31 protein-coding genes and 2 pseudogenes are annotated in these 24,982 nt (G+C 65.0%); 20 read left to right on the top strand and 13 right to left on the bottom strand.

Annotated features, from left to right (window positions below):
• Positions 1 to 77: 77 nt before the first annotated feature.
• The 4 genes and pseudogenes from CV103_RS07040 (at position 78) to CV103_RS22360 (ending at position 2,241) form a co-directional block, all read left to right on the top strand.
• Positions 78 to 938 carry a type IV toxin-antitoxin system AbiEi family antitoxin domain-containing protein gene (locus tag CV103_RS07040; protein WP_342749154.1) on the top strand — a complete coding sequence of 287 codons (861 nt, stop codon included), beginning with the start codon at positions 78 to 80 and terminating at the stop codon, positions 936 to 938.
• Positions 935 to 1,855 carry a nucleotidyl transferase AbiEii/AbiGii toxin family protein gene (locus CV103_RS07035; protein ID WP_107394452.1) on the top strand — a complete coding sequence of 307 codons (921 nt, stop codon included), beginning with the start codon at positions 935 to 937 and terminating at the stop codon, positions 1,853 to 1,855. Before CV103_RS07040 ends, CV103_RS07035 begins: the two co-directional genes overlap by 4 nt.
• Positions 1,794 to 2,003 (top strand): annotated as a pseudogene (locus tag CV103_RS22805) (DUF5818 domain-containing protein); the annotation flags it as partial. The gene CV103_RS07035 and the pseudogene CV103_RS22805, both read left to right, overlap by 62 nt.
• A 52-nt stretch (positions 2,004 to 2,055) precedes the next feature.
• The gene (locus CV103_RS22360) at positions 2,056 to 2,241 is read left to right on the top strand and encodes a hypothetical protein (RefSeq protein WP_170112578.1); all 186 of its coding nucleotides are present in this window, start codon (positions 2,056 to 2,058) and stop codon (positions 2,239 to 2,241) included.
• A 9-nt stretch (positions 2,242 to 2,250) separates the two neighbouring features.
• On the opposite strand, the gene CV103_RS07025 is transcribed toward CV103_RS22360, so the two are convergent.
• Entirely contained in the window at positions 2,251 to 2,712 is a 462-nt protein-coding gene (locus CV103_RS07025) for a DUF983 domain-containing protein (RefSeq protein WP_107394450.1), read from the bottom strand.
• Positions 2,705 to 4,306 carry a phosphoenolpyruvate carboxykinase gene (locus CV103_RS07020; RefSeq protein WP_107394483.1) on the bottom strand — a complete coding sequence of 534 codons (1,602 nt, stop codon included), beginning with the start codon at positions 4,304 to 4,306 and terminating at the stop codon, positions 2,705 to 2,707. The genes CV103_RS07025 and CV103_RS07020 overlap by 8 nt, the downstream gene beginning before the upstream one ends.
• A 123-nt stretch (positions 4,307 to 4,429) precedes the next feature.
• Here CV103_RS07020 and CV103_RS07015 point away from each other — a divergent pair, with 123 nt between their 5' ends.
• The 4 genes from CV103_RS07015 (at position 4,430) to CV103_RS07000 (ending at position 7,119) form a co-directional block, all read left to right on the top strand.
• Positions 4,430 to 4,759, top strand: coding sequence for a helix-turn-helix domain-containing protein (locus CV103_RS07015; RefSeq protein WP_107394482.1), 330 nt, complete (start codon positions 4,430 to 4,432; stop codon positions 4,757 to 4,759).
• Positions 4,749 to 6,446 carry a SulP family inorganic anion transporter gene (locus CV103_RS07010; protein ID WP_107394449.1) on the top strand — a complete coding sequence of 566 codons (1,698 nt, stop codon included), beginning with the start codon at positions 4,749 to 4,751 and terminating at the stop codon, positions 6,444 to 6,446. The genes CV103_RS07015 and CV103_RS07010 overlap by 11 nt, the downstream gene beginning before the upstream one ends.
• Positions 6,447 to 6,469: 23 nt before the next feature.
• On the top strand, positions 6,470 to 6,778 hold the full coding sequence (locus tag CV103_RS07005) for an alkylphosphonate utilization protein (protein WP_107394448.1): 309 nt from the start codon (positions 6,470 to 6,472) through the stop codon (positions 6,776 to 6,778).
• 131 nt (positions 6,779 to 6,909) lie between these two features.
• On the top strand, positions 6,910 to 7,119 hold the full coding sequence (locus tag CV103_RS07000) for a hypothetical protein (protein ID WP_107394447.1): 210 nt from the start codon (positions 6,910 to 6,912) through the stop codon (positions 7,117 to 7,119).
• A 75-nt stretch (positions 7,120 to 7,194) separates the two neighbouring features.
• Here the strand turns inward: CV103_RS07000 and CV103_RS06995 are convergent, their stop codons facing one another.
• The 8 genes from CV103_RS06995 to CV103_RS06960 form a co-directional block, all read right to left on the bottom strand.
• The gene (locus CV103_RS06995; RefSeq protein WP_107394446.1) at positions 7,195 to 7,452 is read right to left on the bottom strand and encodes an HP1242/YdcH family protein; all 258 of its coding nucleotides are present in this window, start codon (positions 7,450 to 7,452) and stop codon (positions 7,195 to 7,197) included.
• 307 nt (positions 7,453 to 7,759) lie between these two features.
• Complete coding sequence (locus CV103_RS06990) at positions 7,760 to 8,122, bottom strand: DUF488 domain-containing protein (RefSeq protein ID WP_107394445.1); 363 nt, start codon at positions 8,120 to 8,122, stop codon at positions 7,760 to 7,762.
• Complete coding sequence (locus tag CV103_RS06985) at positions 8,119 to 8,421, bottom strand: hypothetical protein (RefSeq protein WP_211314364.1); 303 nt, start codon at positions 8,419 to 8,421, stop codon at positions 8,119 to 8,121. The genes CV103_RS06990 and CV103_RS06985 overlap by 4 nt, the downstream gene beginning before the upstream one ends.
• Positions 8,418 to 8,912 (bottom strand): peroxiredoxin family protein, encoded by a 495-nt coding sequence (locus CV103_RS06980; RefSeq protein ID WP_107394444.1) that lies wholly within the window; start codon positions 8,910 to 8,912, stop codon positions 8,418 to 8,420. Before CV103_RS06980 ends, CV103_RS06985 begins: the two co-directional genes overlap by 4 nt.
• 10 nt (positions 8,913 to 8,922) lie before the next feature.
• Complete coding sequence (locus CV103_RS06975) at positions 8,923 to 9,165, bottom strand: hypothetical protein (RefSeq protein WP_107394443.1); 243 nt, start codon at positions 9,163 to 9,165, stop codon at positions 8,923 to 8,925.
• A 34-nt stretch (positions 9,166 to 9,199) separates the two neighbouring features.
• Positions 9,200 to 10,372 carry a cystathionine gamma-synthase gene (gene metB, locus CV103_RS06970; protein ID WP_107394442.1) on the bottom strand — a complete coding sequence of 391 codons (1,173 nt, stop codon included), beginning with the start codon at positions 10,370 to 10,372 and terminating at the stop codon, positions 9,200 to 9,202.
• A 4-nt stretch (positions 10,373 to 10,376) separates the two neighbouring features.
• A complete protein-coding gene (locus tag CV103_RS06965) occupies positions 10,377 to 12,095 on the bottom strand; it encodes an NADPH-dependent assimilatory sulfite reductase hemoprotein subunit (RefSeq protein WP_107394441.1) in 1,719 nt (572 codons plus the stop codon).
• A 10-nt stretch (positions 12,096 to 12,105) separates the two neighbouring features.
• Positions 12,106 to 13,908 carry an assimilatory sulfite reductase (NADPH) flavoprotein subunit gene (locus CV103_RS06960; RefSeq protein ID WP_107394440.1) on the bottom strand — a complete coding sequence of 601 codons (1,803 nt, stop codon included), beginning with the start codon at positions 13,906 to 13,908 and terminating at the stop codon, positions 12,106 to 12,108.
• Between the two features lie 430 nt (positions 13,909 to 14,338).
• Here CV103_RS06960 and CV103_RS06950 point away from each other — a divergent pair, with 430 nt between their 5' ends.
• Entirely contained in the window at positions 14,339 to 14,692 is a 354-nt protein-coding gene (locus tag CV103_RS06950; protein ID WP_107394438.1) for a hypothetical protein, read from the top strand.
• A gap of 58 nt (positions 14,693 to 14,750) precedes the next feature.
• A complete protein-coding gene (gene mreB, locus CV103_RS06945; protein ID WP_107394437.1) occupies positions 14,751 to 15,752 on the top strand; it encodes a rod shape-determining protein in 1,002 nt (333 codons plus the stop codon).
• A gap of 22 nt (positions 15,753 to 15,774) precedes the next feature.
• On the opposite strand, the gene CV103_RS06940 is transcribed toward mreB, so the two are convergent.
• On the bottom strand, positions 15,775 to 16,182 hold the full coding sequence (locus tag CV103_RS06940; RefSeq protein WP_107394436.1) for an RrF2 family transcriptional regulator: 408 nt from the start codon (positions 16,180 to 16,182) through the stop codon (positions 15,775 to 15,777).
• A gap of 134 nt (positions 16,183 to 16,316) precedes the next feature.
• Between CV103_RS06940 and hcp the strand changes: the two genes are divergently transcribed.
• Together hcp and CV103_RS06930 are read left to right on the top strand one after the other, a co-directional pair.
• Positions 16,317 to 17,957 (top strand): hydroxylamine reductase, encoded by a 1,641-nt coding sequence (gene hcp / locus CV103_RS06935; RefSeq protein ID WP_107394435.1) that lies wholly within the window; start codon positions 16,317 to 16,319, stop codon positions 17,955 to 17,957.
• A gap of 162 nt (positions 17,958 to 18,119) precedes the next feature.
• Positions 18,120 to 18,560 (top strand): Rrf2 family transcriptional regulator, encoded by a 441-nt coding sequence (locus tag CV103_RS06930; protein WP_107394434.1) that lies wholly within the window; start codon positions 18,120 to 18,122, stop codon positions 18,558 to 18,560.
• A gap of 14 nt (positions 18,561 to 18,574) precedes the next feature.
• On the opposite strand, the gene CV103_RS06925 is transcribed toward CV103_RS06930, so the two are convergent.
• On the bottom strand, positions 18,575 to 19,066 hold the full coding sequence (locus CV103_RS06925; protein ID WP_107394433.1) for a DUF6306 domain-containing protein: 492 nt from the start codon (positions 19,064 to 19,066) through the stop codon (positions 18,575 to 18,577).
• The gene (locus CV103_RS06920; protein ID WP_107394432.1) at positions 19,063 to 19,911 is read right to left on the bottom strand and encodes a LysR family transcriptional regulator; all 849 of its coding nucleotides are present in this window, start codon (positions 19,909 to 19,911) and stop codon (positions 19,063 to 19,065) included. Before CV103_RS06920 ends, CV103_RS06925 begins: the two co-directional genes overlap by 4 nt.
• Positions 19,912 to 20,120: 209 nt before the next feature.
• On the opposite strand from CV103_RS06920, the gene CV103_RS06915 reads away from it, so the two are divergent.
• The 8 genes and pseudogenes from CV103_RS06915 (at position 20,121) to CV103_RS23200 (ending at position 24,808) form a co-directional block, all read left to right on the top strand.
• Positions 20,121 to 20,435 (top strand): hypothetical protein, encoded by a 315-nt coding sequence (locus tag CV103_RS06915; RefSeq protein ID WP_107394431.1) that lies wholly within the window; start codon positions 20,121 to 20,123, stop codon positions 20,433 to 20,435.
• Between the two features lie 331 nt (positions 20,436 to 20,766).
• The gene (locus CV103_RS06905; RefSeq protein ID WP_107394429.1) at positions 20,767 to 21,408 is read left to right on the top strand and encodes a peroxiredoxin; all 642 of its coding nucleotides are present in this window, start codon (positions 20,767 to 20,769) and stop codon (positions 21,406 to 21,408) included.
• On the top strand, positions 21,405 to 22,085 hold the full coding sequence (locus CV103_RS06900) for a carbonic anhydrase (RefSeq protein ID WP_107394428.1): 681 nt from the start codon (positions 21,405 to 21,407) through the stop codon (positions 22,083 to 22,085). Before CV103_RS06905 ends, CV103_RS06900 begins: the two co-directional genes overlap by 4 nt.
• Positions 22,082 to 22,477, top strand: coding sequence for a hypothetical protein (locus CV103_RS06895; protein ID WP_245896697.1), 396 nt, complete (start codon positions 22,082 to 22,084; stop codon positions 22,475 to 22,477). Before CV103_RS06900 ends, CV103_RS06895 begins: the two co-directional genes overlap by 4 nt.
• On the top strand, positions 22,464 to 23,156 hold the full coding sequence (locus tag CV103_RS06890; protein WP_245896696.1) for a superoxide dismutase: 693 nt from the start codon (positions 22,464 to 22,466) through the stop codon (positions 23,154 to 23,156). The genes CV103_RS06895 and CV103_RS06890 overlap by 14 nt, the downstream gene beginning before the upstream one ends.
• A 13-nt stretch (positions 23,157 to 23,169) precedes the next feature.
• On the top strand, positions 23,170 to 23,418 hold the full coding sequence (locus CV103_RS06885) for a hypothetical protein (protein ID WP_211314362.1): 249 nt from the start codon (positions 23,170 to 23,172) through the stop codon (positions 23,416 to 23,418).
• Between the two features lie 257 nt (positions 23,419 to 23,675).
• Positions 23,676 to 24,422, top strand: a pseudogene (locus CV103_RS06880) (aspartyl protease family protein); the annotation flags it as partial.
• A 176-nt stretch (positions 24,423 to 24,598) separates the two neighbouring features.
• Positions 24,599 to 24,808, top strand: coding sequence for a PDZ domain-containing protein (locus tag CV103_RS23200; protein WP_425443832.1), 210 nt, complete (start codon positions 24,599 to 24,601; stop codon positions 24,806 to 24,808).
• Positions 24,809 to 24,982: the final 174 nt, after the last annotated feature.

Here is a 24,982-nt window from a genome sequence, read left to right as displayed (position 1 = left end):
CAAGAAGCAAACTCAGCGTGAACGCTTTGGCACATTTCTAAACCAGCTCATTGCCTCCGGTTTGCATCCATGTCAAAATGTTCGTGATGGATGAACAAACGAGCCCTCCGCTAAACCGGCTCCTGTCCCGGCTGGCGCCCGGGCAGCTGGTGGACAGCGCCTGGCTGCAGGATCAGGGCATATCGCGCTCCTCGATCCATGCCTATGTGAAGAACCACTGGCTCGAGCGTGTCGCCTCCCGGGTCTACCGGCGGTCGGGCGCTTCCTCATCCGCACTTCGCTGGGATGTCGCGGTCGCTTCCGCCCAGGCGCTGCGGCCGTCGAGCTTCTACGTCGGCGGCCCCACGGCGCTCGATCTTCTCGGTCAGGGGCATTATCTCAAGCTCGGCGGTCCCGCGAAGGTTCATCTCTACGATCCTGAGTTCAGCGCGCCGCCCTGGCTCGGGCGGCTGTCGCTCGACGCGGCGCTCCTCGTCCGCACGCGCGCGCTCTTCTCGGACGTCTCGCTTGGCGTCGAGTGGCGGCGCTATGAGCTCGGCACCGGCAGGCTCGGCAGCGCGGTCAAGGAACCGTCGCGGTCCGATCCCTGGGACAATTTCCTGCGAGTCGCCGGCGAGGAGCGCGCGTCGATCGAAATGCTGGACGAAGTGCCGGAAGACGTGGCCTTCGAACTCGCCGACGAGATGTTCCAGGGGCTCTCCAATCTGCGACCCCGGCTCATCACGCAGTTGCTCGCAAGCTGCCGCAGCGTGCGAGCGAAACGGCTGTTCCTGTTCTACGCCGATCGCCACGGACACGGCTGGTCCAAACATGTCGACCGGACCCAGGTCGATCTGGGCAAGGGCAAGCGGCAGCTCGCGGCCGGCGGCCGGCTCGATCCGCACTACCAGATCACGGTGCCGGCCTCCTTCGTCGCCGCGCGGGAAGGCGAGGCATGACCTCGGAGCGCTACATCGACCAGGTGGCGCTGCTGCTGCGTGCGATTCCGCAGATCGCGCCGGAGGCGGACTTCGCCTTGAAGGGCGGGACGGCGATTAACCTTTTCGTGCGCGACCTCCCTCGCCTCTCGGTCGACATCGATCTCGTCTATCTCCCCGTCGCCGACCGCGAGGCCTCGCTGCGCGCTGTGAGCGACGGGCTGGACCGCATTGCCGAGCGTCTCGAGGCGCGGGGCCTGAAGGTCGAGCGGCATCTTCTGGCGGACGGCAAGCGCCTGATCGTCCATTCGGGCGGCGCGGCGATCAAGATCGAGGTTTCCCCGGTCCTGCGCGGCACGGTCTACCCGCCCGAGACGCGAACCGTGGCCGCGGCCGTCGAGGATCGGTTCGGGTTTGCGGAAATGCAGGTGGTGTCGCTGCCAGACCTCTACGCGGGCAAGATCGCCGCGGCGCTGGACCGGCAGCATCCCCGGGACCTTTTCGACATTCATCATCTCCTGGCGCACGGCGGCATCGATGAGCCTCTCTTCCGCGCCTTCCTCATCTATCTCGTCAGCCACCCCCGCCCCGTCCACGAACTCCTCGCCCCCAACCGTCTCGACATCTCCGCGCAATATGACAGCGAGTTCGTCGGGATGACGGTCGAGCCGGAAAGTCTCGAGACGCTCCTTGCCGCCCGCGAGCAGCTGATCGGGCTTGTTCAGGCGCATGCGGCGAAGCCGGGCGCGCGCCGCTTTCTCACACGTTTCCTGGCGCTCGAGCCCGACTGGCAGGCCGTGGATCTCGACCCGGCGCTGGCCGATCTACCGGCCGTGCGCTGGAAGCTGCTCAACCTTGCGCGCCTGAAGGACGCGAATGGCGCGAAGTTCGAGGAGCAGCGGCTGCTGCTCGAGCAGGTTCTCGATGCCGCGCGGTAGCCGGCACCTCGAGACCGGTGTGCTGCTCGAAGGGCCGCATGCTCTGGTGCTGCGGCGCGATGAAGGCGGCGAATGGCGACTGGAAGCGCCCTTCTCGGCAAGGCGCCTCGTCGGCCGCCGCGTTCGCGTCGATGGCGTCCGGGACGGTTTCGACCTCCTCNTCAACCCACTCCCTATGATGGAGCGAACTGTCCTCTTCTATGATTTCCATCGTCAATACCGAATGCCACGTTCCCAAAACGTTCTCCGACTTGGCCAAAATCGCAGCTTGGGGCCGACTGGGCCTCCTCGCGGTGACGGCGATCGAGCCGGTCAACGGCCGCTGGCCGCCGCGGGAGACGATCGCAGAGCGATTCTCAGGATTCCTGCGACGGCTCGGCTTCTGACCGAGACTGTCAGGCGCGATCGCGCCGCGGAAATCCATGCATGCCGAACCACCATTGGACGGCAATGATGGCGCCCTTGGCCGGTTGCAGCAGCCCGATCATCATCACGATCGCCAGGGGAAAGATGATGGCCATCAAGGCCGCGACGGAAAGGTCTGAATCCTTGACGAGTGCGATGATCAGCGGCGCCAGGATATGCCCGGTGAGGAAAATCGAGACATAGGCGGGGAAGTCGTCCGCCTGCTGCGGCGACCAGTCCTCCTGGCACGAGGCGCATTGCGTGATCGGCTTCAGAAAGCGCCGGAAGAGTTTCCCCGTTCCGCAAGAGGGACACCGCCCGAGAACACCTCGGCCGATCGCAGCCCAGACCGAGGCCGGACGGGCATGATCGGCCCGCCCGGCGGGCTCTGCCGGGCGGCTCGTCCTGGCGAGCCGATCGCGCAGCGCGTCGAACGCGTCCGGTTCAGGCATCGCTGAGCACACGGGGGCCGGCGGCGATGACGGCGGCATCGACGGCGTCCTCGAACTGGCGGAAATTCTCGACGAACTGGCGAGCGAGCTTCTCGGCGGTCGCGTCATAGGCGGCGGGGTCGACCCAGGTCGAGCGAGGATCGAGGATGCGGTCGTCGACATCGGGCGCGGCTACGGGGACCGCGAATCCGAAGATGGGATCGATGCGGCATGTGATGGCGTCGAGGCCGCCGGAAAGCGCAGCGTTCAGCAAGGCCCGGGTGACCTTGATCGGCATGCGCTGCCCCATCCCATAGGCGCCGCCCGTCCATCCGGTATTGACCAGCCAGCATTTCACCCCGCCCTTGGCGATCCGCTCCTTGAGAAGATTGCCGTAGACGGAGGGGTGGCGCGGCATGAAGGGTGCGCCAAAGCAGGTCGAGAAGGTGGCCGAAGGCTCGGTCACGCCGATCTCGGTTCCAGCAACGCGCGCGGTGTAGCCCGAAAGGAAGTGGTACATCGCCTGGTCGGGCGTGAGCTTGGCGATCGGCGGCAGGACCCCATAGGCGTCAGCGGTCAGGAAGATGATGTTCGCCGGCACGGGCCCGAGATTGTCCGCACTCGCATTCGGGATGAAGTCGATAGGATAGGAGCCTCGGCTGTTCTCGGCGAGACTGTCATCGTCGAGATCGATCTGGCGGGTCTCGGGATCGATCACCACGTTCTCGAGGATCGTGCCGAAGCGTTTGGTGGTGGCGTAGATCTCCGGCTCGGCGTCGGGGGAGAGCCGGATCATCTTGGCATAGCAGCCGCCCTCGAAATTGAAGACCGCGGTATCCGACCAGCCATGCTCGTCGTCGCCTATGAGGGTGCGGCTGGCATCGGCCGAAAGCGTCGTCTTGCCGGTCCCCGACAGGCCGAAGAACACGGCCGTGTCGCCGGCGGGGCCGATATTTGCCGAGCAGTGCATCGGCATCACGCCGCGCGTCGGCAGCAGGTAGTTAAGAATGCCGAACACGCTCTTCTTCATCTCGCCGGCATAGGCGGTGCCGCCGATCAGGATCAGCTTTTCGGAAAGGTTGACCGCGACGATCGTCTCGCTGCGGCAGCCATGGCGCGCGGGGTCGGCACGGAAGCTCGGCAGGTCGATGATCGTATATTCGGCGGCAAAGCCTTCGAGCTCGTCGGCCGAGGGGCGCACGAGCAGCGTGCGGACGAAGAGGCTATGCCAGGCGAGCTCGGTGACGACGCGGACATTGACCCGGTGCTCCGCCTGCGAGCCGCCGAACAGATCGGCGACGTAGAGGCGATCCCTGCCTTCAAGCGCCTTGATGAAATCGACGCGGAGATTGGCGAAATGCTCGGGCGTCATAGGGACGTTGGTCTTGCCCCACCAGACGCTGTTCTCGGTCTCGGCGTCGCGGACGATATATTTGTCCTGTGCCGAGCGGCCGGTGTGCTTGCCCGTGGCGACGACGAACGGCCCATCGGCGGCGAGCAGACCCTCGCCATTGCGGACGGCCTGCTCGATGAGCTCGGCGGTCCGCAGGTTGCGCTGAACCCTCGCATCCTCGTCAAGAGCGGCAAGCAGGGTTCGGGCAAACAGGTTCGGCATGGCGGAAGGCTCCATAGAGGGGGTGCTCCATTCGCGCGGAGCAACATGCAATATCCATCTAGCATATCGAAGCTATGATATGTAAGATTGTGATTTGATGTCTCATACATCATGGAGACGCGATTGATCACCTCTCAGCAGATGCGGGCTGCCCGGGCGATGCTCGGTATCGACCAGCGCCAGCTCGCCGCTCTTTCCGGCGTTTCGCTGCCGACGATCCAGCGCATGGAGTCGTCCGAGGGCCAGGTGCGCAGCGTGGTCGACACGCTGGTCAAGGTCATCAATGCGCTCGAGGCGGCCGGCATCGAGATCATCGGCGAGAACGCGCCGAGTAATGGCGCCGGGCGCGGAGTGCGGCTCAAGGAGACGGCGGCGGGCCGGCAGCCGAGACGGGTGCTTTCGGTCCTGTTCGACCAGGCCGAAGCGCCGGAGGTCGGGAGCGATGTATCATAGTGCGCGGCTGACGGCGTTTACGCCCAAGCTCGTCACGGTTTTCGGCGAAGGCTATTCGCTGGGCCGCTTTCGGCGCGACGCGGTCGCCGGCCTGACAGTTGCGATTGTCGCGTTGCCGCTCGCCATGGCGCTCGCGATCGCCAGCGGCGCGTCGCCCGACAAAGGCCTCGTCACGGCGGTCATCGCCGGATTCCTGATATCCGCGCTCGGTGGGTCGCGCGTCCAGGTGGGCGGTCCGACGGGCGCTTTCGTGGTCGTCGTCTTCAACGTCATCGCCCAGCATGGCTATGACGGCCTGCTGCTCGCGACCCTCATGGCCGGCCTCATGCTGATCGTCGCGGGCTATTCGGGTCTCGGCAGTCTCGTTCGCTTCATTCCCCAGCCGGTGGTCACCGGATTCACGGCTGGCATCGCGGTGATCATCGCATCCAGCCAGGTGAAGGATTTCCTCGGCCTCTCCATGAAGGCCGTACCGGCAGACTTCATTCCAAAATGGGAGGCCTATTTCGGCGCGCTCGGCAGCGTGCAGGGCGTGACGCTCGCCATCGGCGTGGGGTCGCTGGCGCTCATCGTGGCTCTGCGCAAATGGGCGCCGAAATGGCCGGGCTTCCTGATCGCGGTGGTCGTCGCGGCCGCGATCGTGGCGCTGCTGCATTTGCCGGTGGAGACCATTGGCTCGCGCTTTCCGAATTTGCCGACGGGGCTGCCGGCCCCTGCCCTGCCAGACGTGTCGCTGGCGAAGCTGCAGGCGGTCATGTCGTCGGCTTTCACGATCGCCTTCCTGGCCGGGATCGAGGCTCTGCTCTCCGCGGTGGTCGCGGACGGCATGATCGGCTCGCGGCATCGCTCGAACCAGGAGCTGGTCGGTCAGGGCGTCGCGAACCTTGCTTCCGCGCTGTTCGGCGGCTTACCGGCGACGGGCGCGATCGCACGCACGGCCACCAATATCCGGGCCGGGGCGATCACGCCCGTGGCTGGCATGATGCACGCCGTGTTCCTGCTGCTGTTCGTCCTCTTCGGCTCCGCCCTCATGGCCTATGTGCCGCTCGCCGCGCTCGCTGCGATCCTCTTCATGGTCGCATGGGGCATGAGCGAGCATCACCGCTTCATCCAGCTCCTGCGCATGCCCAATGGCGACCGCGCGCTGCTGCTGCTCACCTTCGGTCTCACTGTCCTTGTCGACTTGACCGTCGCGATCGGCGTGGGCGTGACGCTCGCGTCGCTGGTCTTCATGATGCGCATGAGCAGGACGGTCGAGATCGCCAACGGTCGCAGTGGTGAGGTGCGGGAGGGCGAAAGCGAGGAGATCGATCAGCGCGACGCCCTGCCCGATGGGGTCGAGGTTTTCCGGATCGACGGACCGATCTTCTTCGGCGTCGCCAATGAGCTGCTCGACACGCTGCGCCGCATCGGCCGTTCTCCCAGGGTGGTGATCCTGCGGATGCGGCGCGTTCCGCTCCTCGATGCGAGCGGGGTGACGACGATAGAGGAGATCGTCCGTCAAGCGGCGTCGGCGAACACCAGGGTCATCCTTTCGGGTCTCCAGTCGCAACCGCGCGCGATGCTGGAGCGCGTCGGGCTCGGTGCGGGAAGCGAGCGGGTCGTCCTGTGCGAAGACTTCCCGGCAGCCCTGCGCGCCGCGGCGGCTATCACGGCGGCGTCTTCCGGCGCAGCGCATCTGAACTGAACGGTAATCACAAAGGTTTTCCAATGAGCGATACGAGCGACGACTATGTCTATGACGAAGCATCGGGCGAGTGGATCTCCGCCGCAGAGGCGGCGTCCAACGCCGAGGCCGGGCAACAAATCGAGGTGCGGGACTCTGTCGGCAATCTCCTCGCCGATGGCGACAGCGTCATCACGATCAAGGATCTGAAGGTCAAGGGCGCGGGCCAGACACTTCGCAAGGGCACGGTCATTAAGTCGATCAGGCTGACCGGCGACAGCCAGGAGATCGATTGCCGCTATGAGGGGATAAAGGGCTTGGTTCTCAGAGCCGAATTTGTCCGCAGGCACTGAAACGGTTGGGTGTCACCATACTACTGGGTGATACGGCGGCGGCGACTTCTCCCAATATGGACACTGTCTTCGGTGACCGGCGGCGTCACTCGTGCTAAATACGCCTGTATTCGCACGGGAGGAGACGCATCATGTACTTCACGGAGCGCGTGCTGACCGAGGAGTTGGTGGAAGCCAAGAGGCTTCTCGAGCGAGCGTTGACTATTCTCGACAAGCATGAAGAACATGCCGCCGCCTATAGTGCCTGCGAAGCCATAGAACGGCTGATCGGCGCGCCCAGTACATTGGAGCAATGGTATATGATGACCGGCCGCAATCCGGACGGTTCTTCGGCGCATTAGCGCCTCGAAAGAGACAAAGGACTGCAACGAATGCCGCGGGGTGGCGAAGGCCAGCGACCCTCGCCACCGGAGACTTCATTCGGCGGTTTGAACCTTACGCGCCGCGATCAGGCCGGCGACCTCGTCGAGCATCGCGAGCCGCTCCTTCTTGAGGTTCTCCAGCCGCTCGTCGGAACTCGCTTCGATCCCGGATTCGATGCGCGAGATTTCGCGGGTCGTGTCGTGATAGCGGGCTGCGACCTCCCGATAATGTGCGTCTTCCAGCTTCAGGCTGTGCAGGATCGCGGCATCCTGGGGAAAGGCTGCATGGAGATCGTGACCGACTTCGCTCATAGGGTTTTGCTCCGTGGTTGGCGGCCGCCTGGCCGTCAGGAGGGCAGGAACGCCCGGTTGGTTGACGAAGCCTAGGCAGGCGCGCAGGCCGGGTCGTTACGGGTTGTTCCTTAGTTTGGGGCTGGATCGCCAATCGGTCGCGGCGTGCCCGATCAGCGCGTGGAGAATAGGTCGAAGGGGCCAACGCAGTTGGTCATCCCTGCCACCCTCTTGCGCGCTGATCGGACCATTCAGCTTTACCGGCATGCCAACGGCGGTAAAAGTGAAGCGGGGTCGCCCCGACGTTTCACGCAGTCGGCTGGACGCATCATGGGGACCGTTGGCCGATATATTCCGCCAGGACGACGGCGTGGTTATGCACGGCATCCTTGGCCGCATAGAGCAGCGTCACTGTCCCGCGACCGGCGAGGGCTCGCAGCCTGGCGACGGCATCGGCATTGCGGTCGAGCTCGTCGCGATACCGCCTGCGAAAGCCGTCGAAGCGGTCCGGGTCGTGCGCGAACCATTTGCGGAGATCATCCGACGGCGCGATCGCCTTCAGCCACTCGGAGAGACGCGCCGCTTCACGTTTGACCCCGCGCGGCCAGATGCGGTCGACCAGAATGCGTTGGCCGTCGTCGTCGGACGGCGGGTCATAGATGCGCTTGACGCGCAGAGTGACCGATTTCACGGCTTCGGTGTCCCGTGGCCGTTCCAGCTCGGCGGATCGCTGGCCGGAAAGGATTCCATGGAGGCCTCGTCGACCGGATCTGCGGCGGGCTCCCGGGCGAGGATAACGCGCGCCCGTGCGGCGATGTCGGATACGAGGGCGTCCTCGGCGCCCGATGCAGCTTCTGGGGTCCGATGGAGAAGCGCCGCCGCAGCCGCGCGGGCCAGTTCCTCCAGACTTTGGTTTTCCGTACTGAACCGCTCGGCCACCGCTTGCGCGAGCGCCTCGATCTGCTGCTGCGGAATCTGTTCGATGCTCACGCTAACGCTCCTTGTTCGGCAAGCAGAGCGGCGATGTCCGCGCCGACCTGCATGTCATCTTCAACGCCGAAGCTGTGCTTGCGGATCAATCCCTTGCCGTCGATCAGAATGAGGCTCGGCGTTCCGCGCATGCCATAGGCCTGCATCGTCCTGGGGAGCGGCCCCGGATCGCCAGCCTCGTCGCAGCCGATAGGAAAGCTCAAGCGGTATTCATGGATGAAGGCAGCGAGCGCCGCGGGCGTCATGACATCGTGATGTTCGAAGACGCTGTGGAGGCCGACCACCGCGACGCGCGCGGGGTCGAAAGTCCGGGCGATGCGCTGCGCCTGAGGCAACCCCGCCTGAACGCAGCCCGGACACAGCATCTGGAAAGCATGGAGAGCGACGATCCGGCCGTCGAAATCGGCGAGGCCAAGCGCCCGGTCCGTGTTGAACCATTGCGAAACACGCCATGGGGGAGCTTGCGTGGCGGGCGGTTTCGAAACGTCCATGGGCTCTCCGCTACCGAAGGTGGATGAGCGTCACCATGCCGGCGATGACGACACCGAAGACCATGACCATCACGCCCGCGATACGCAGCACATAGGTAAGCGGATCCTCGTCGTCGTCCGCGGATCGGCGGGTGGCCGGGCGAAGCGGCCGCCCGAGAAGCCGGCGCGCAACATGCTGGCGGAACGCCATCGTAAAGCCGATCACGGCAAGAAGGAGACCGAATAGGTCGACGATGACGACGGAGGCGGGCATCAGCGTCCGCTCTCACCGCTCAGCCGGTGGGTGTTCACGCGCTGCACGCGGCAAGACCTTTGTTCAGTCCGGCGATCAGATCCTGCTCGGCTTCAAGGCCGACAGATAGGCGAAGCAGGCTGTCGCTGATCCCGGCGACCGCGCGGGCCTCCTCGCCCATGTCGGCGTGGGTCATCGTCGCTGGATGAGCCACCAGGCTTTCGACGCCCCCAAGCGATTCAGCGAGCGTGAAGAACTCCACCGCGTCGATGAACTGACGAACGGCCGGAACGCCGCCGGCGAGCTCGAAGCTCAGCATCGCCCCAAACCCACGCTGCTGGCGCGAGGCGATCAGGTGTCCGGGATGCGAGGCGAGCCCCGGATAGTAGACGTTCGCCACCGCCGGATGGCGTTGGAGGTGGTTGGCCACAGCCATGGCGTTGATCTGCTGCCGCTCCATGCGCGGGAACAGGCTGCGCAGGCCTCGCAGGGTGAGCCAGGCATCGAACGGAGCGCCGGCCGAGCCCACGACATTGGCCCATTGGCGCAGTTCCTCGACCGCAGCGGGGTCTGCTGCGACGATGGCCCCGCCGATGACGTCGGAATGACCGTTCAGATATTTGGTGGTCGAATGGATGACATAGTCGGCTCCGAGCGCGATCGGCCGCTGGATTGCTGGCGAAAGAAAGGTGTTGTCGACCGCGACTTCAGCTCCGGCCTTGCGCGCCCGGGCGGCAAGCGCTTCGATGTCGACCACCCGCATCAGGGGATTGCTAGGCGTTTCGATGAGGACGAGCGCGGGCACATCGGCAAGCGCCGCGCCGAAGGCTGCCTCGTCCGCCTGGTCGACGAACCGCACCGAGCAGTGCCCCCGGTCGGCCCGGGCTTTGAGGAGGCGCATCGTGCCGCCGTAGCAATCGTGCGGCGCGAGGATGAGATCGCCTGGCCGCCGTCTACCCACCAGCAGGTCCAGCGCCGCCATGCCGCTTGCCGTGATGACGGCGCCCGCGCCTCCCTCGAGCTTGGCGAGCGCCTCTCCGAGAAGATCGCGCGTCGGGTTGCCGCCGCGGCCGTAATCGTAGCGGCGCGGCTGGTCGTAGCCCGCGAACTCGTAGGTGCTGGAGAGATAGATGGGCGGCGCCACCGCTCCGAAGCCGGCGTCGGTCGCCACCCCATAGGCGGCCGAAATGGTTTGCGGCCGCGGGTCGCGGCGATCCACGTCGTTCATGCGATCAGTCATTGAAAAAGCGCCCTTCGGTAACCGGGCGGACAATCCCGGCACGGATGATGAAATCGCCGAAATGCTCGCCCGGCTCGCGCTCGCGGGCATAGCGGCCGAACGCGTCGGCCAGCACTTCGAGGATCACCGGCTCGCCGACATTCTCGCGCACCATGCGATTGAGGCGCTCACCATGAAAACCGCCCCCGAGATAGAGATTATATTTGCCCGGGGCCCGTCCCGTAAGCCCGATCTCGGCGATATAGGGACGCGAGCAACCGTTCGGGCAGCCGCTCATCCGCACGGTGATGGGTTCGTCCGAAAGACCGTTCTCCGCCAGGATCGCTTCGATGCGGTCCAGCAGGCTGGGCAGATAGCGCTCGCTTTCGGCCATGGCGAGGCCGCAGGTCGGCAACGCGACGCAGGCGATCGCATTGCGGCGCAGGACCGAGAAATTATCGATGTCCGGCCAGTGCTCGGCGAGGATCGCGTCGATCGTGGGGCGATCCTCCTCTTTCACGCCGGCGACGATCACATTCTGGTTGGGCGTGATCCAGAACGTACCCCGGTGGACGTGGGCGATATCGCGGATCATGTCGAGTAGCCCCAGGTCGAGCCGCCCGTTCTCGATGATCAGGGTGCGGTGATGCCGGCCATCGGGCGTCGTATTCCATCCGTAGCTGTCGCCGTTCGAGGTGAAGGTGAATGCCCTCGGCGGCTCAAATGCGAAGCCCATGGTGCGTTCGATCTCGGCGGTGATCCAGTCGAGCCCCTTGTCGTCGATCGTGTATTTGAAGCGGGCGTGCTGGCGGTCCTTGCGATCGCCATAATCGCGTTGGACGGTCATGACCGCGTCGGCGCAGGCGATGACCTGGTCCGCGGGGATGAAGCCGATAACGCTTGCGAGCCGGGGATAGGTTTCGGGCGCCTGGTCGGTCCGGCCCATGCCGCCGCCGATCGCGACGTTGAATCCCGCGAGGCCATCCTCGCCCGCGATGGCGATGAAGCCCAGATCCTGAGCATAGACGTCGATATCGTTGGATGGTGGCAGCGCGAAGCCGATCTTGAATTTCCGGGGCATGTAGGTGCGCCCGTAGAAGGGTTCTTCTGGACCCGAGCCGGCGACGCGTTCGTTGCCGTGCCAGATTTCGTGATAGGCGCGGGTCTTAGGGATGACATGGTCGGAAACCCGCTTCGCCATGGCCGCGACCGCGGCGTGGAATCGCGAACTTTGAGGATCGACCGTACACATCACGCCGCGGCTGTCGTCGCCGCAGGCCGCAACGGTATCGAGCAGTGTCTCGTGCAGGCCCTGGATGATAGGCCGCAGGCTGTCTTTCAGCACCCAATGGAACTGGAAGGTCTGACGCGTCGTGATGCGCAGCGTCTCGCCGCCGTGGGCGCGGGCGAGTTCATCGAGCTTCAGCCACTGCCTGGGCGTGCAGACACCGCCCGGCAGGCGCACGCGGATCATGAACTGGAAAGCCGGCTCAAGCTTCTGGCGCCGGCGCTCGTCGCGAAGGTCGCGGTCGTCCTGCTGGTAGATGCCATGAAACTTCATGAGCTTCACGTCGTCGGCGGACGGCACGGCGCCCGTGATACGGTCGAGCAGGCCGAGCGCGATCGTGCCGCGCAGATAGTCGCTCGTCTCCTTCATGCGTTCGTCCGCGCCGAGTTGCTCGAGCGGCTGCGAAATGTCGCGGCTTCGGTCGATCAGGGCATTGTCGGTCATCCTTGATCCCTCAATAGACGTCGCGCTGGTAGCGATGGTCGGCCTGCAGCGAGCGGACATAGTCCTCCGCGGCTTCGTGGCTGGTGTGCGCTTCGCTCGCGACGATATCGATCAGCGCCTGGTGGACGTCGGGGGCGAGATTGGCCGCATCTCCGCAGACGTAGACATGGGCGCCTTCTTCCAGCCACGCGAAGAGGTCGCGCGCCCGCTCCTTCATGCGGTGCTGGACATAGACCTTGTCCGCTCGATCCCGCGAGAAGGCGACATCGATCTGGTCGAGCCTCCCCTCCTTGAGCCAGGTCTGCCACTCGGTCTGATAGAGGAAGTCCGTCCGGAAATTGCGCTCGCCGAAGAAGAGCCAGCTCTTGCCGCCGCATCCGCGCGCCTCGCGATCCTGGAGAAAGGCGCGGTACGGCGCGACCCCCGTTCCCGCGCCGATCATGACGATCGGCGCATCGTCACCGGGCAGACGGAAGTGCGGATTGCTCTGGATGTAGACCGGCAATGTCGTGTCGAGTTCGACACGATCCGCAAGACAGCCGGACGCGACGCCGCTGCGTTCCGAACCGTGCAGGCTGTAGCGCAGCGGCGCCACGGTGAGATGGGCCTCCTCGGGCGCGGCCGCGAGGCTCGATGCGAGCGAATAGAGGCGCGGCTGGAGCGGCCGTAGGGCCGAGACGAAACCCTGCGCCATCACGCCCCGGACGGGGAAGCGCAGGACGATGTCGAGGATGTGGTGGGTGCGCAGGAAAACGGAGCGCTCGCCGGCGCGGTCGCTGTCCTGGAGCTGCTTCAGCGCATCGGCTTCGCTCAGCATCGCCCAATAGTCGAGGAAGCGCGGCGTCGCGGCGGTGATCTCATAGTGATGGGTCAGCGCTTCGCCGAGCGTGAGGTGTCGACCTTTGAGTTCGAACTCGGCGCCAGATGTGAGCGCAAGGGCTTCGAGCAAGGTCGCGACGAGCACCGGGTCGTTGGAGGCGCCGATACCGAGCGCGTCGCCCGGTTCGTAGAGGAGACCCGAGCCGGCAAGCGAGAACTCGACGTGGCGGGTCTCTTTCGAGGAGCCGCGTCCCACGATCGGGATATTCTCGATCACAGTCGCCTGGAACGGGTTGCGCTTGTCATAGGCGACCGGCGGTACCGGATTGCGAAGCGATCCTGGCGCGTCGGCCGCGGCGGGAAGGCTTCGCGGTTCGGCGCCGAGCTGTGCGACGATGGCCTTCGTCCACGCCTCCGCCGGTTCCTCGTAATCGACATCGCAATCGACGCGCGGCGCAAGCCGCTCGGCGCCGAGATCCTCGAAGCGGCGGTCGAGGCGCTTGCCGGCTTCGCAGTAGAATTCGTAGGTCGAATCGCCGAGCGCCAGGACAGCGAAGCGGAGCTGATCGAGCTTCGGCGCCTTGCGCCCTTCGACGAATTCGAAAAAGCCCGTCGCCGGCTGCGGCGGATCGCCTTCGCCATAGGTGCTGACGATGACGAGAAGATCCTGCTCCTGCGCCAGATTGCGGGGCTTGTAATCCGCCATGTCGGCGAGCGTGCAGGTCATGCCCGTGTCGACGATGGCCGATTGCAGGTTGCGCGCGAGATCGGCGGCGTTGCCCGTCTCGGTGCCGTAAAGGATGGTCAGAGATCGGGCGTTCCCGGCCGATGGCGACGCCGGCAGCGGGTGGGGCTGCCGCAAGCCGGCGTCTAACCCGGCGAAATAGCCGCTGAGCCAGCGCACCTGCAACGGATCCAGCGACCGGGTCAGGGCGTCGACCTGTCGCCATTGTTCCAGGGTCAGGGGATTCCCTGGCAGATCCGCTGCCGTCATGCGTGTGGTTCCTCGGCGTTCAGCTCCTTCCCGTGCTCCGGCCTGAAGACTTCAGGATCCTCCGGGGCACTGTTGTCGCGAGCATCATTTCCACTCAGGAGCCGCACTGTGCGACGGCGGTTTCCATAAGGCAAATGAGTATTATTGAGCATTTAACGCAAAGTTATTGCGCTAAAAGCGTGCGGCACGGCAGGGGTTTGTTGCTTTCTGAGTGATGCGCCCTATCTCTCAGGGATGAGTGGCACCCCCGCCTTCCTTCGGCTGCAGACGCACGGCGGTAGCCTGATGACACGCCTGCACCCCTCGGTGCGGGCCACCTCCTAGGAGCGCCGCGTCCGAGGTCCGATAGCCGGGTTCGCCCATGGTCGAGCCCCTTCGCTTTTCACGGCGCGCGTCGTCGCGGGCGCGCCGCAGGACTGGAATTACAAACATGGAACAGGAAACCACGGGATGTCATCCCGAGCAGCTGCTTGCTGCGCATCGCCCGGAAATCGAGGCGGCGATGGCGCAGCATTTCGCCGGGCCGCAATCGGTCGACGCTTCGCCGGCCGATCTACAGGCCTCCGCCGAACTGGTCGGCCTTCTGATCGACGTCGCCGGGAGCGAGGGCGGTACGCCAAGCGTGGATCATAGGGGGGCAGATCGGCACTACCAGACGCAATTCGGTGATGCTCTCACGGCCGTTCTCAGGGATGTGCTGGGAGAAGCGGCCGATCCACCCTTCCTCGCCAGGTGCATCGACGGCTTCTGGCGGGCGATCCGCGCCCAGGAAGCGAGCCTATGAGCTGAAGCGCGTTGCAGGGAGGAAGACAATCGCGCCGCGGGAAGGTAGGCATGATGCCATGAGTTCCTTCCTGCCCCGGCGGCGGCCCGAGATCGCGATCGATTTCGGCACCGCGAACATGCGTGTCCTGCGGCGCGGCGATGGGCTCGTGTTCGACGAGCCCTCGCTGTGCTGCGTCCGCGGCAGGCATGGCATGACAAGTCTTCTTGCGGCGGGCAGCGAGGCCTATGCCATGGTCGACCGCACGCCGGCGAACCTGCGGATCGCGCGGCCGCTTTGCCGCGGCGTCCTGCAGGATATCGACGCGGCAAAGCGCATGCTGCGTTACGCTTTGGCGAAATCGACCGGCCGGCGCCGGTGGCGCGCGCCAGCGGCGATCATCGGCATTCCCGCAGATGCGACGCAGGCCGAGCGGAGCGCGATGCTCACCGCCGGCAGGGATGCGGGGCTTGGCCCTGTCACCTTGCTGACCGAGCCCTTCGCCGCCGCGATCGGTGCCGGTATCGTTGTAGATAGGCCCAGCGGTGCGATGGTGGTCGAGTGCGGCGCCGGAACGACCGAGGTCGCGATCTTCTCGCTCGGCGGGCCTTGTGGAAGCGGTTCAGTCCGGATCGGGGGCGACACGCTGAACCGGGCGCTCGCCGACCGGGTTCATCTTCGCCACAAATTCCTGATCGGGGAGCGCTCGGCCGAGCAGCTCAAGCTCGACTATGTATCGCAGAGAGAAGCGGGCCCTGCGGCTCCGTCCGACCTTCCGGTGAGCGGACGATGCCTGCGAACCGGCATGCCGAAGACCATTTCGGTCGCGATGCACGATCTTGACCTCATCGTCGAAAAGCATGTCGCGCAAGTCGTAAAGGTCGTGCGCGACGTGCTGGCTCGGACCGCGCCGGATCTCAGTCAGGACATCCATGATGCGGGTATCATGCTGACCGGGGGCGGCGCGCTTGTTCCGCTCATGCGCGACATAATCGCGCAAGGCACCGGCTTGAAGGTCGTGGTCGCCGACAAGCCTGCGCATTGTGTCGCCCGGGGCCTCGAGAGTCTGCTGGACGCCTGAGCGCGTTTTGGAGTCTGCAGCGTCAGGCCGCGAGACGGGTGCCCCGCTCGCGGACGATGTCGGCCAGCGAGTATCGTTCGAGCACGGCCCGGAACGCCGAGGACGCCTGGTCGAGGACGCCGGGAAGCGAGCAGCGGCGCACGAGACGGCAGGAGGTGCAATCCACCATCGGGCATGGCGGCTCCATCGCGCGAATGACCGCGCCGAGATTGATCTCGCCAGGCGGACGCGCGAGCCGGATTCCGCCCCCGCGCCCGCGCGTGGCATCGATGAAGCCCGCGCGCGCGAGCTCGTTGGCGATCTTCATGAGATGGGTGCGCGAAATTGCCTGGGCTTCAGCGACCGCCGCGATCTGCGCGCGCTGGTCCCCGATCCCTGCAAGGTAGATCAGCAGGCGAAGCGCATAATCGGTGTGACGGGTGAGCTGCATCGGGGCCGGCCCTCCTTGCCGGCGCCCAGCCTTTATAATCGAGGGAGGGGCGAAGCCTGATTCATGTCAAATGAATCATTGGAAGCCGCCGATAAGTGGAATTCCGTCTTCATCTTTGGAAGAGGAATTTCCTGATGTATTGCGTGCAGTGCGAACAATCGAACAAGGGCGGATGCGCCACCAAGGTCGGCTCTTGCGGTAAGTCCGCCACGGTCGCCGATCTTCAGGATGTGCTGCTTCGCCTGATGCAGGGCATCTCGGTCTATGCCGATCGCGCCGCGCGGGCCGGGGCTCGCGACGCGGCGATCGATGCCTTCACGCCGCACGCCTGGTTCACCACGCTCACCAACGTGAATTTCGATGAAAGCCGGTTCCACGCGCTGATCGCCAAGGCGATCGAGACGCGCGATGATGCCCGGCTGCTCGCCGAGAAGGCCGGCGCCGATCTCTCCGCGCTTCCCGAGCCCGCGACCTGGAACCCCGGCACGACCCCGTCCGAACTCGCGGCCGCGGCGCCGTTCGCGGCGATCCAGCGGTTCATGGACCGGGACGGCCCCAGTGTCGTCGGCCTGCGCAACCTCATCCTCTATGGGTTGAAGGGAACCGCCGCCTATAGCGAGCATGCCCGTGTCCTGGGCACCGAGGAAGATGCCGTCAGCGCCGAATTCCACCGCATCTCGGCATTCCTTGCGCAGGATCCGGTCGACGTCGACGCGCTCGTCGCGGAATCGCTCGCGATCGGCGCACTCAACCTCAAGGTCATGGAACTGCTCGATGCCGCCAACACCGGACGTTTCGGGCACCCCGAGCCGACCGAGGTGCGCATGACGCCGAAGGCTGGCAAGTGCCTGCTCGTGTCGGGGCACGACATGGGCGATCTGGAGGCGATCCTCCAGCAGACCGAGGGCAATGGCGTCAACGTCTATACCCATGGCGAGCTGCTGCCGGCGAATGCCTATCCCGGCTTCAAGAAATACCCGCACCTCGTGGGCAATTATGGCGGCGCCTGGCAGGATCAGCAGCGTGATTTCGCGGCTTTCCCAGGCGCGATCGTGATGACCTCGAACTGCCTCATCAACCCCGAGATCAAGGGCTATGCGGACCGGATTTTCACCGCCGGGCCGGTGGGGTGGAACGGCGTGCCGCATCTGACCGACCATGATTTCTCGCCGGCGATCGCCTGCGCTCTGGCGCAGCCTGGGTTCAGCGAGGACGCCGGCGAGCAGACGATCACGATCGGCTTCGGGCACAACACTGTCATGGGAGTCGCCGATACCTTGCTCGGCATGATTGGCCGCGGCGACGTGAAGAACCTGTTCCTCATCGGCGGCTGCGACGGCGCGCGCCCTGGCCGCAACTATTTCCATGACCTCGCCATGGCGACGCCCAGGGACAGCCTCGTGCTGACGCTCGGCTGCGGCAAGTTCCGGTTCAACCGCGAGGATCTCGGCGACATCAACGGCGTGCCGCGCGTTCTCGACATGGGCCAGTGCAACGACGCCTATTCCGCGATCAAGGTGGCGGTCGCGGTGGCCGACGCGCTGGGTGTCGGGGTCAATGACCTGCCGCTGCACTATGCGATCAGCTGGTTCGAACAGAAGGCGACCGCCGTCCTCCTGACGATGCTGCATCTGGGCTTGCGCCGCATTCACCTGGGGCCGACGCTGCCGCAGTTCCTGACCCCCGAAGTGCTGGGCGTGCTCGTCGACAAGTTCGACATCCGTCCGGCCGGCGACGCCCAGGAAGACCTCGGCCGTATGCTCGAGGCCGCCTGATCACTGCTTCCTCGCACCGCCGCCAGGTGCGGGGCTCGACGTTCCTTCGCGCGCATCCCTCATCCGCGCGCGAAGGGACGTCGCTTTGTCTGGAGCCTGGTCGCACGCTTAACATGCGCCTTGAATACAGGTATAAGACAGCCTTCCTCCCAGGAGAGGTTCGTGCGGCTTACTCGATACACCGATTATTCGTTGAGGGTGCTGATCCACCTCGCGCTGCACGAGGATCGCATCTGTTCGATCGGCGAGATCTCCCGCACCTACGACATATCGCAGAATCACCTGATGAAGGTGGTCAACGCGCTCGCCCATGACGGCTTCGTCGAGACCCTGCGCGGCCGCGCCGGCGGCATGCGGCTCGCGCGCGCAGCGAAGGACATCACGGTGGGGGAGGTCGTGCGGCGGACGGAGGATGGCTTCCAGCTTGCCGATTGCTCAGGATGCGCCCTGGCGCCGGCCTGCGGGCTGACCGGCGTTCTGCAAAAGGGCGCGCAAGCGATGCTCGCGGTGTTCGATTCCTACACGATCGCCGATCTCCTGACCGACAAGGCGACAATGCTCCGGCTGGCGAGCGGCCAATCGCCTATCGGAATTGGCGCGTAGCGACAGGCAAGCGATCAGGGCTGGGGCTCGTGGGACGCAAGCTCGCTTTCGGCTTGCGCGATATTGGCCTGGTGGCTGTCGAGCATCTCCCGCAAGTCCCTATGCAGGCCGTCGTCGCGGATGCGGGGCTGGAGGGCTTCGAGCTTGCGGACGACCCAGGATTGGCCGCGGTTGAGGAAGGCGAGACGCTCGGCGGGATCGCTGATCGCGAGGGCTTTTTCCTTGAACGCGCCGGTCTTGCGCGAAGGCGTGGCGCCGAGGCGCTTGATCTGGCGGGACAGCATCGCGCACCATTTGGCCTCGTCGGCCCGCACCTGCCGCATGAGCGTGAGATAGCTTGCTGGCCCTTCGGATCTGCTGCTCGCCAGCGCCACTTTCGCTCCGGCGCGCTCGGCTTCGAGAAGTTCGTTGAGCGCCGTCACGATCTCCTCGCGGCCGGCATAGCCCATATAGACGTCGTCGGCCTCAGCGGCGTAGCAGACGGGCGAGGCAGGCTCCGCGGTCATGCCGACACCGCGGCGGCCGAGCGCAGGCCGGCCCGAATGCGATCCATCAACCCCGGGTCGGCCTTCGTCGAGTGGACGACATAGGCGGAGTAGGAGAATTCCGGGCTGTCGGGGACCAGCGCGAGGCGGCCTTCGTCGAGATAGGAGCGGATGAAGCCCTTGCGGAAATAGCCGGATCCGCCAGTCGCCAGGATATAGTCGAGCGCGAGCGGGCCATAACTGATGGAAACCACGGCATTGGGCTGGTCGGGGAAGGCCGCCTGATAGCTGGCGGCAAAGTCCTCGCCCCAGTCGATCTGGACATGATCCTCGGGCGCAAGCGGGGTCGTCACGGGAGTGGTCCGCACAAGCACGAGTTTTTCTTCGAACAGCAGCTCGGCGATGACCCCGGGACGGCTGGGCGCCGCATAGAGGATCGCGACGTCGAGTGAACCGTCCTGGATCTGCTCCATGAGGCGCTCGGAGGTGTCGATCGTCGTGCTGACCGCAATTTCCGGACACTCCTGGCGCATCCAGAGCAGCCAGTGCCGGAGCAGCGGACTCCACAGACTGAGCTCGGCGCCAATAGTCACGACGGTCTCGCGGCCCGGCGGCAGCGCCACCGCACGCTGGGCGCGGGCCCAGACCTGAACCAGGGTCGTGGCGAAGCGCAGGAACTGCTCGCCGGCGGGCGTCAGCTTGGCACCGGCCTTGTTCCGGATGAAGACGGGGCGGTCGAGCTGGTCCTCGAGCACCCGAATGCGCGCGCTGACCGCCGTCTGGGTCAGATTGAGGTTGCTCGCGGCGCTGACGAAGCTGCCGGTCTTGACCACCTCCAGGAAAGTGCGCGCGATGCCGATGTCCATCCATCAAATTCCTTACGCTCAATGCTCAATAATATTCATTTGCTTGATGGATGGTAACGGGTGGAAGATGGCGGCACAAGGAAAGACGGCATTGCGTCTCTCCAAGAAACGAAGAGCGGCCAGCCCGCCTGGCCGAGTAGGCCATGAGATATCCAGGACCCTTGCGGCGCGAGCCGCCGCCGACTGAAAAGTCGGATTTTATCCCCATCATGCTGTCGATCGCGGCCGCGGAGATCGGTTTCGCCCTGACGGCCTTCTGCCTCCGCGATGCCGGCGTCATCGGGAGCCAGACCCTGCTTATCATTCTTGTCGTGCTGATCGCCGTCGCGGGCGGCGCGTTCATCGTCCTCGACGCAGACCGTCAGGCGCGGCGCGACAGGGCTGCGAGGCAAGGCGAGGTTCCGCCGCCGTTCGACATCTACCGGGTCTGGCCGCCGCCAGAAGGGCTGGCTCAAGCCCGCAGGCCACAAGCCAGCGCCGCCAACGATCGTGATCCCCCGAAGGGAGACGGCGATGAACCGTGACGTCGACCAACCGGCGTTCGGGGCGCCGCCTCCTCGGCGGACCCGAGCCTCGAGGGCACTCTATTGGGTCATCGCGATCGCCATTGCGCTCGTTTCGAACCGCCTGTGCCTCTGGTTTCTCGCCAGGGCCGGTCTCATCGCCGAGAACGATGCCAATCTGATGCTCGTAGTCGCGGTTCCTATCGCACTCCTGACGATCGGTAAGATGGCCCCATCACGAGCCGATCGGCGATAAGCCCAGCATTTTTGTTGTTAAGGCAGAATATCATTCGTTTGTTTGATGCTGCGAGCTTGTCCAAAATGCCGGGCACCGCAGCGAGGATTCACCTTTATGACCATTCAGCTTGGGCAGATCGCCCCCGACTTCGAACAGGACAGCACGCACGGCCGTATCAGCTTCCACGATTGGCTGGGTCCGAGCTGGGGCATCCTGTTCAGCCATCCGAAGAACTTCACCCCCGTCTGCACGACCGAACTGGGCGAGGTAGCGAAGCTGCGAGGCGAATGGGACAAACGGAACGTGAAGCCGATCGGACTGTCGGTGGACCCGGTCGAAGCCCACCATAAGTGGGAAGTCGATATCGAGGAGACGCAGGGCACGAAGCTTGATTTCCCGATGATCGCCGACGCCGACGGCCGCGTGTCCAAGCTCTACGACATGATCCATCCGGAGAGCGATCCGACGGTGACGGTCCGATCGGTGTTCGTCATCGATCCCTCCCGAAAGGTCCGGCTCATCCTGACCTATCCGCCCTCCACCGGACGCAATTTTGCCGAAGTGCTGCGCGCGATCGACAGTCTTCAGCTGACCGATGCCCGCACTGTCGCGACCCCCGTGAACTGGTCACCGGGCGAGCCGGTCGTGATCTCGCCCAAATTGTCCGACGAAGAGGCTTCGCGGCTCTTCCCGCAGGGGTACAAGACGCTGAAGCCCTACTTACGGATCGTCGACCTGCAGATGGCGGGGCAATGAGCGGGGAGCGGGCGAGCGAGGAGGAGTTGGCCGTCACCGCCCGCCGCGGTGGCGACGATCTGTCCGCCCTGTTCGCCCGCAACCGCGCCTGGGCCAGCGCGAAGACCAAGGCGGACCCGAGCTTCTTCAGCCGTCTCGTGGGACAGCAGCGTCCTCGCTATTTCTGGATCGGTTGTTCGGACAGCCGGGTGCCCGCGACGGAGATCGTCGACCTCGATCCCGGCGAGATGTTCGTCCACCGCAATGTCGCCAATATCGCGAGCACGTCCGACCCCAATTTCGCGGCGGCGCTGCAGTTCGCCGTGGAGGCGCTCGAGGTCGAGCACGTCATCGTAGTCGGCCATTATGGCTGTGGCGGCATCCAGGCCGCCATGGAGTCCCGGACGGACGATGCGATCGGGCAATGGCTCGATCCCGTGCGCGCGCTGCATCGCGGCGGATCGGCTTGCGCCGCCGGTCGCGAAGAGGATCCGCACGATCTGTGCGAACGCAATGTCGCCGCCCAGGTGAGAGCGCTGGCCGGTAACCCCGTCATCCGGGACGCCTGGGAGCGAGGCGCACCGATCACGCTCCACGGATGGGTCTATGGCATCGGGGATGGTTTGTTGCGCGCCGCGTGCACCCCTATGACGCAAGCTTCGGTCGGCGCCCAAGCTTCCGGGGTGTGGTTCCCATGATGGCGGGCGTGCTGCCTCTTTCCGCGCGCGCATCCCATGCAGCGCTCGAGACTGCGATGGCGTCCTGCAGGCAAGCCGAGCGCCCGGCGAGGGGCCTCGACGCGGAGATCGCGCTCGCGCTGTTCCCGTCCCTGCGAGACCTGGTTCCTGTCGAGGCCGGCATCTGGCGGCAGGAGGATGGCAGCCACGTGCGGGCGCTGCGTTATTCGGAATCCTGGCAAGCGGCCGCATCGATCGTTCCGGCCGGGTGCTGGATCGAGGCTGGCTCGCACGGGCCGCGTGTCTGCGGGCCGCATGGCGACTGGGATGGAACACATGAAATGCGGGCGATCGCGGTCTGCATCGCGGCGCTCGGCGCCCGTATCGGGGAGGCGAACCTTGACCCTGACTAGCCCGGGCATCAGCCCATCACATGTCGATGCCGTGGCGCCGACTTTTCTTCTGCCGCCCCTGACCTATGGCGCGAGCGATCTGTCGCCGGTGCTCTCGGCAGAGACGCTGGAGATCCATCACGGCCGCCACCATGCGCGCTATGTCGAGGCGCTCAACCGGCTACTCGCCGAGCAGAATTTCTCGGCGCACACGCTCGAGGAGATCGTCCGCATCGCGGATGGCAGCGGCGCCAAAGGGCTGTTCAACAATGCCGCTCAGGCCTGGAACCACGGCTTCTTCTGGGAGAGCATGACGCCAAGCGTTGCCCTTCCAACCGAAGCGCTCGCGGATGCGATTGTCGCGGCATTCGGGGACGTCGAGAGCTTGGGCAAGCGGTTCATCGCCGAGGGGACTGGGCACTTTGGCTCCGGATGGGTCTGGCTGATCGCAAGAGGTGGCAGGCTGGAAGTCGTATCGACCCATGACGCGGCCAGTCCGCTTGTCGATGAGGGCGTGACGCCGATCCTCACCTGCGACGTCTGGGAGCACGCCTATTATATCGATTACCGGCAGGATCGGGCCAAGTGGCTTTCGGGCTGGTTCGAGCGACTTGCGAACTGGGAGTTTGCTGGCCGGCAATATGCCGCTGCCCTCGGCCAGGGTGAGCCGTGGCGCTATCCCAAACCGGAAAATGCATGAAAGGAGGCCGCCCATGTTGGTTGAAGTGCTGGCCGGGCCGCACGAGGCCGCGGCAAGATCGAGCGGAAACTTCTACTTTTCTCGCAGCCCCGTTGTCGGCGAGGAGATCGAGATCGAAGGAAAGCTGATCACCGTCAGACGCGCCTGGCATCGGCCGGACGTGTATTTCGCGGGCGCGAAATTCGCCATTCTGGTCGACGCCTGGGATGGTGAAGGCGAGGCCGACACCGTTGCCTATGACGACGCCAGATCGATTATCTAGAGCCGGAAGCAAGTCCAAATTCCCGGCCACCTGGGCGTCGATGGAGTCCGGCCAGTAGCGGCGAGACCGGAACAGGAGAGTTCGGCCGCAGGCTTTTCTGCGACGCCACGAGACGCGGTTGCCATCAAATAGTCTGCTGGAAAACAGCAATATCTTTCATTTGTCATCGTCCTCGAAACCTCTGAATTCCGCCGCGCGAGGGCCGTCGGAGGGCTTTGCGACCTGGGCATGTCAGGGGGATCAACGGTTTGGCTGCGATGCACTACAGGCAGAATGTTCATGTGAGCTTTGGGGGACTCTCGGTCGGCGCGCCGCAGCCACGACCCGAATGGATCGCATTCGACCCCGGGACGGCGAGTTACCTGTCCGTTCCCGCCAGGCTGAACGGCCTTCCGGTTCGCGGCGTCGTCGACACCGGCGCATCGCGCAGCGTCCTCAGCGCGAAACTGCTTGGACAGATTGGCGCGCAGCCGGCCGGAAGCACATTGGCGACGATGTTCACGGCGCGATACTCGCTTCCTCTGTACAGAATCGGACGACTGGAAGCGGGAGGCATCGCGGCCACCGGGCTCGATGTCGCGTGTCACGATCTGGCGATGGTCGAAGCTGCCTTTCCCGGCGAGGGCGCGATGGTCATCGGAAGGGATTTCCTGACCCGCTCGGTACTCGAATGCCAGTTCAGCCAGAGCCGATTCCGTATCGTGGCAGATTTCGTGCCGGAAAATCCCGCCGGTTATACCAGGCTCGAGCTCGGCCGCAGTTTTCATGGTTTGCCGATGATCGCGGCACAGATCGAAGGGTTGGAGGCGGAGCGGGCTGTCGTCGATCTCGGGAGCAACCTCGTTTGCACAATGTCGGAGCGCTATGCGCGGGATGCAGGGCTGCTTTGCCGGCCGAGCTCGACGACCATGTCGGCGGGGCTCGAAGGAAGGGCGGTCGGCATGCAGATCACCCTGCGCGCGCTCAGGATCGGAGATCATGTCCTGTGCGACGTGCCGGCGTGCGTCATTCCCAACTGGTCGCTCGACGCGCCTGTGAATTTGGGCTGGCCGGCTTTCGGAGCCTTTGACCTCGCGTTCGTGTTCGATCGCGAGCTTCGGATCCGCGCCGATGAGACCTTGCTGGGGGCACCCTTGCCGCGGGATCGTTCGGGGATCGGGCGCAACGCTTCGGCGATCACCTGCTGGTCCGCCATGTCTCGCCGCTCAGTCCGGCCGACCGGCAGGGCCTGGTCGAGGGGGACCGGATCATCGCCATCGATGGCGTGCCGGTCGATCCCTCCTACCCCGCCCCCGGCCGACGCCTTGGCGGGCAGAGCGTTGGCACGAAGATGGCGCTGACGCTGGAACGCGGCCGGGAAATCTCCCTCGTTCTCCAAGACTATTTCTGAGAGGCAGTGATATCGGCGGCGCGGCGCGCAGTAGCACGGGCGCTATGAGCACAAAATCTTTGCGTTCATCCTTCAAAAACATTCGTTTGCGTCGGTTGTAGCGCGACGATTACGGAGTCCGGTCGGCGTCAATTTTGATGGCCGATAGGTGGCCGCGCCGGTTGGTGAATTCTG

Origin of the sequence: Edaphosphingomonas fennica (assembly GCF_003034225.1) — a bacterium.
Lineage (GTDB): Bacteria > Pseudomonadota > Alphaproteobacteria > Sphingomonadales > Sphingomonadaceae > Sphingomonas_E > Sphingomonas_E fennica.
Note: the sequence above shows the minus strand (reverse complement) of the source record. Positions and strands in the feature narration are given on the sequence as shown.